Source organism: uncultured Caballeronia sp., assembly GCF_964243625.1.
Classification (GTDB): domain Bacteria; phylum Pseudomonadota; class Gammaproteobacteria; order Burkholderiales; family Burkholderiaceae; genus Caballeronia.
On sequence record NZ_CAXTGZ010000397.1, the window covers coordinates 1 to 5779 of the forward strand.

The 5779-nt window shown below is 61.2% G+C and carries 4 protein-coding genes; all 4 read right to left on the bottom strand.

Going from position 1 to position 5779, the window contains the following annotated elements:
* Window positions 1-142 precede the first annotated feature (142 nt).
* The gene (locus ACFFAR_RS22805) at window positions 143-3163 is read right to left on the bottom strand and encodes a ribonucleoside-diphosphate reductase subunit alpha (protein ID WP_375508518.1); all 3021 of its coding nucleotides are present in this window, start codon (window positions 3161-3163) and stop codon (window positions 143-145) included.
* Between the two features lie 511 nt (window positions 3164-3674).
* On the bottom strand, window positions 3675-4268 hold the full coding sequence (gene ampD / locus ACFFAR_RS22810; RefSeq protein ID WP_075358564.1) for a 1,6-anhydro-N-acetylmuramyl-L-alanine amidase AmpD: 594 nt from the start codon (window positions 4266-4268) through the stop codon (window positions 3675-3677).
* Window positions 4265-4585: a PP0621 family protein gene (locus tag ACFFAR_RS22815; RefSeq protein ID WP_075358565.1), complete on the bottom strand. Its 321-nt coding sequence runs from the start codon at window positions 4583-4585 to the stop codon at window positions 4265-4267. Before ACFFAR_RS22815 ends, ampD begins: the two co-directional genes overlap by 4 nt.
* Window positions 4586-4642: 57 nt before the next feature.
* A complete protein-coding gene (locus ACFFAR_RS22820) occupies window positions 4643-5566 on the bottom strand; it encodes an inner membrane protein YpjD (protein WP_062000289.1) in 924 nt (307 codons plus the stop codon).
* Window positions 5567-5779 lie beyond the last annotated feature (213 nt).

A 5779-nucleotide genomic window follows, 5' to 3' on the forward strand; every position in this document is an offset into this window, starting at 1 on the left:
GCGGCGAGTACAAATGGAAAAGGCCGGTATCGAATCCGGCCGCCGCTTCCTGACCAGGAAGAACAACCATATCCGTACCGGCCTCTACTAACTGCTGTACTTATTAGCGACGGGCCATCTGCAACCCGTCGCCTGCATCTTCTTACTGGCAAGCCTCGCATTCGTCGAACCCGGCATCGCCCGGACGCATCATGCAAACCGGACCATCGGCTTCCTGCTCAGCCGCTGCCACCGCCGGCGCCGCGACTGCCGCCGCATTGAAACCACCCGTCGATGACCCGTGCGAACCCTGCGTGCCGAAGCCGCTGCCGTTCGTACCCGAAGCACCACCCGCACCGCCCGCGCCGTTGTCCGAACTGCCCGACGGCACCGAATTCAACTGACCGTGAGCCACAGTCGACTTCTCGACGTGCGTGGCGGCCATGGTGCGGAGGTAGTACGTGGTCTTCAGGCCGCGCAGCCACGCGAGCTTGTACACCTCGTCCAGCTTCTTGCCCGATGCACCACCCATATAGATGTTCAGCGACTGCGCCTGGTCGATCCACTTCTGGCGGCGCGATGCCGCTTCCACGACCCAGGTCGCGTCCAGTTCGAACGCAGTGGCGTAGATGGCGCGCAGATCGGCCGGCACCCGGTCAATCCGCGAGAGCGTGCCGTCGAAGTACTTCAGGTCGGAGACCATGACTTCGTCCCACAGGCCGCGTTCCTTCAGGTCACGCACCAGGTATTCGTTCACGACCGTGAATTCACCCGACAGATTCGACTTCACGTACAGATTCTGGAACGTCGGCTCAATACACGCCGACACGCCGATGATGTTCGAAATCGTCGCGGTAGGTGCAATCGCCACGCAATTCGAGTTGCGCATGCCGTAAGTTGCAATGCGCGAACGCAGCTCGGTCCAGTCCATGGACGCGCTTTCGTCCACTTCCACGTAGCCGCCACGCTCGGCCGCCAGCAGCTTCAGCGAGTCTTGCGGCAGAATGCCGCGATCCCACAGCGAACCGCGATAGCTCGAATAACGGCCGCGCTCTTGCGCCAGTTCCGTCGATGCGTAGTACGCGTAGTAGCAGACCGCTTCCATCGACGTATCGGCGAATTCAACCGCTTCCTTCGATGCATACGGCGTGCGCAGCAAGTGCAGGCAGTCCTGGAAGCCCATGATGCCCATGCCGACCGGACGATGCTTCAGGTTCGAATTACGCGCCTTGGCGACGGCGTAGTAATTGATGTCGATGACGTTGTCGAGCATGCGCATTGCCACGCTGACAGTACGCTTGAGCTTCTCGTGATCGAGCGCCAGCGTGCCGTCGGCCTGCTTCGTCATGTGCGCGACGAGGTTCACCGAGCCGAGGTTACATACGGCGATTTCAGTGTCGCTGGTGTTCAGCGTGATTTCCGTGCACAGGTTCGACGAATGCACGACACCCACGTGCTGCTGCGGCGATCGGATGTTGCACGGATCCTTGAACGTGATCCACGGGTGACCCGTTTCGAACAGCATGCCTAGCATCTTGCGCCACAGTTGCGCGGCCGGAACCTTCTTGAACAGCTTGAGTTCGCCACGCGCCGCTTTTTCTTCGTACGCCACGTAGGCTTTTTCAAACGCTGCGCCGAACAGGTCGTGCAGGTCCGGCGTGTTGGCCGGCGAAAACAGCGTCCAGTCGCCGTTTTCGTGGACGCGCTTCATGAACAGGTCGGGAATCCAGTTCGCCGTGTTCATGTCATGCGTGCGGCGACGGTCGTCGCCCGTGTTCTTGCGCAGTTCCAGGAATTCTTCGATATCCAGGTGCCACGTTTCCAGGTACGCGCACACCGCGCCCTTGCGCTTGCCGCCCTGGTTCACCGCGACGGCGGTATCGTTCACGACCTTCAGGAACGGCACCACGCCTTGCGACTTGCCGTTCGTACCCTTGATGTGCGAACCAAGCGCACGCACGCGCGTCCAGTCGTTGCCCAGGCCGCCCGCGAACTTCGAGAGCAGCGCATTTTCCTTCAGCGCTTCGTAGATGCCGTCGAGGTCGTCGGCGACCGTCGTCAGATAGCACGATGACAACTGCGAACGGCGCGTGCCCGAGTTGAACAGCGTCGGCGTGGACGACATGAAGTCGAAGCTCGACAACACGTTGTAGAACTCGATAGCGCGTGCTTCGCGGTCGATCTCGTTGAGCGCCAGGCCCATTGCAACGCGCATGAAGAACGCCTGCGGCAGTTCGATGCGCTTGTTTTCGTTGTGCAGGAAGTAGCGGTCATACAGCGTCTGCAGGCCGAGATAGCCGAATTGCAGGTCGCGGTCGGCGTCGAGTGCGGCGCCCAGGCGCTTCAGGTCGTACTGCTGGAGCTTCTCGTCGAGCAGTTCCGCTTCCACGCCCTGCTTGATGAACAGCGGGAAGTATTCGGCGTAGCGCGTCGACATTTCGCCTTGCGAGACGTCTTCCTCCAGGATTTCGCGGCGAATGGTGTGCAGCAGGATGCGTGCGGTGACCTGGCTGTACGCCGGGTCCTTTTCGATCATGGTGCGCGCGGCGAGAATGGCCGAGTCGTAGACTTGCGCCATCGGCACGCCGTCATACAGGTTCTTCACCGTCTCCGCGACAATCGGGTCCGCGTTCACTTCGCTGCCGAGGTTCACACACGCTTCGTTGATGCGCGCCTTCAATGCGTCGAGGTCGAGCGGATGCGACACGCCGTTGTCGATCACGTTGATGCCGAGCGCGTTCGCACGCGTTTCCGGTGCGTGAGCGCGTTCCTGCGTGCGCTTCTCGCGATACAGCACGTAAGCGCGCGCCACGTTGTGCTCGCCGCCGCGCATCAGCGCGAGTTCGACCTGATCCTGGATGTCTTCTATATGGAACGTGCCGCCGTTCGGACGGCTGCGCACCAGCGCGCGTACGACGCTGTGCGTCAGTTGTTCAACGAGCTCGCGCACACGGGCCGAACCTGCGCCTTGACCGCCGTTCACGGCAAGGAATGCCTTCGTCACGGCGATGGAAATCTTCGACGGCTCGAACGACACCACGGTCCCGTTACGACGGATGACTTTGTAGTCGGCCAGCGTGGCGTCCGGCGCGAGCGCGCTCGCGCTCGGCTGTTGAGCCTGCGCGCCGGTGGGCCGCTGGTAGGCGCCTTCGTAGGAAATCGTGGCGTTGTCGGTGGTTTGCATGTGCAAATCTCCTGGTGTTCGATGGTGCGGAACGTCCGCGGATTGAGATGCGTGCCGTGCGCGCTTGGCTAGCTTTTTACTGCTGGATGCTGCTCTTGCCGACCGCGCACGACGATGAAATTGAGAATGGTCAGCTTGGGAAATTGCCGCTGCGATCCATACGATCACAATGACAAATCGCCCGCTTCGCCTATCTGCCCCCGAGTGTTTCAACCCGACTCGCCGGCGATTTTCACGCGGCGAATCAGTTGCTTATGCGGCGTCTTGTTCTATGGCCGCACAAGCATGCGGCGCCGGCTCTGTGAGCAGGGCGCCGCCTTGACAACACAACATATAGTGCGATTTACGTCTCTGAGCACCAAGTATAGTGACATTCCGCACAGTCTCAAAAACTTTTATTTGCTGAGGAATCGACTAACCGGGCTTGACTTTTCGAATGCCAAAGTCGGGCAAGGGCTCGCGAGCTTGTAATGATTTAATGCGCTGCGCTGCAAAATGAAAGACAGGGATGTCAAGCAGTGCGCGCGTTGGCGAGGTAGGGAAAGTACTGAAGAGGAAGTTCACAACCGTGTTGCAGCCGCGACCATTCGAAGTGCGGACCGGGATCGGTCTTGCGGCCCGGCGCAATGTCCGAATGGCCGGCGAAGGCATCGATTGGATAACGTCGCATGGTCGCGCGGACCACGTCGTCGAGCGACGCGTACTGGGCATCTTCGAACGGGCTTGTGTCGCTGCCTTCCAGCTCGATGCCCACCGAAAAATCATTGCAGCGTTCGCGCCCGAAGAAATTCGACAACCCCGCGTGCCACGCGCGCTCGTTGCACGAGACATATTGCTCGACCACGCCGTCGCGGCGAATGACGAAATGCGACGAGACGCGCATGCCGCGCAACTGGTCGTAGTACGGATGGGCGTCGTGATCGAGACGGTTCTGGAAGAGCTCGGTGATCGCGCTGCCGCCGAAGTCATCGGGCGGCAGGCTGATGTTGTGAACCACGATCAACGTCGGTTCAATGCTGCCCGGACGCACTTCAAAGTTGGGCGACGGCAACCGGCGCGCTGATGAATACCATCCATCCTCGCCGATGAAACCTGCTTCGTTCATCGTGCGTCGCGGCCTGTCGGGCGCGCGGCGTGACGTTGAGCGTGGTCGACGGAGCAGAAGCGGTGGCCTGCCGCGACGACCGCGTCGCTGCTCGGCGTATGCACGCCGCATTCGGCGCAGCGCACGAGTGCATCGGGAAGTTGCGGCGCGCTGGAGGCCGAAGGACCGCGGGAGGCCCGCGCACTGCCAGTGCCATTGCCGGCACCATTACCCGCGCCGGCCTGCGCACCGCCGGCGGCAGCCTGGGCGCGCTTGAGCTTTTTGAAAAGCCACTGGCTCGCGAAGAACACAAATATGAGAAGGATGATTTGGCGCATGAGCTTAGTAATAGACGAAGCAGAAGAAGCAATAGACGCGAAGCCGGGGCGAACGCGTCAGACGACCGCGCGATGCAGCAGCACTTCGAACACAAAGCGGCTGCCCACATAGGCAAGCAGCAGCGCCACGAACGACGCGAGCACCCAGCGCAACGCAGCGCGGCCACGCCAACCGGAGACGCGGCGGGCGGTCAGCAAAGCGCCGAACATCAACCACGACAGAATCGCGAACACCGTCTTGTGATCGAGCCTGAACGCCTTGTCGACGAGTTGTTCGTTGAACGCGACGCCCGAGATCAGCGTGAGCGTCAACAGCACGAACCCTGCCGAAATCAGGCGAAACAATAATTTTTCGAGCGTGAGCAACGGCGGCAAGGTATCGAGCCAGCTCGATACCCAGCTATTCGATGTATGCCGCGTCGCCGTGCCGCGCATGTTCTGCAATCGCCTTTCGACCATCAACATGAGGATGGCGTGGAGCGCCGCGATGGCAAACAATCCATACGCAATATTGGCGATCAGGAAGTGCAGCTTGAACATGGGCGCGGCCGAATACGGCAACACGCGCACGCCGCCGAAGAACAGCGGCATCACCGACGCGACGCACGCGAGCGGCAATACGAGCAGCCGCAAGCCATCGAGCGGGAAGAAGAAACTTTCGATCCAGTAGATGCCCGCACCCAGCCAGAACATGGCGGAGAGCGCAAACGCGAAGCCGAACACCATCGCGTTCTGAGGAAAGATGGTGGTGTGCAGCAGCACGCCATGCAAAAGCAACGCGACGCCGAGCAGCACGCGCCCCATGGAACTCATGCCCGACGCCTTCGATACCCGCCCGCTATCCATGGAGCTGCCCACACGGGCGCCCGCCGGCATGCCGGCGAGCGCCGGTTCGACCGACGTGTCGCGATGCGCGCGCCAGCCCGCTACGGCAAGTCCGCCGTAGAGAAGCGCAGTGAGGGCATACAGTACAATATCCATGATTGAAGTTTACACCAGGCCCCGAGGCCGCGACGTCTTCCCCCTTCTCGCAAAGGGCTGCCGAGACGCCGTTATCGCTTAGTTAACGACACTTACCGGCCGCACTCTCACACGCTCCCATGCTAGACACACTCACTACACGGATGGCGCGCGTCGTAAAGACGCTGCGCGGCGAAGCCCGGCTCACCGAGGCTAACACGCAGGAAATGCTGC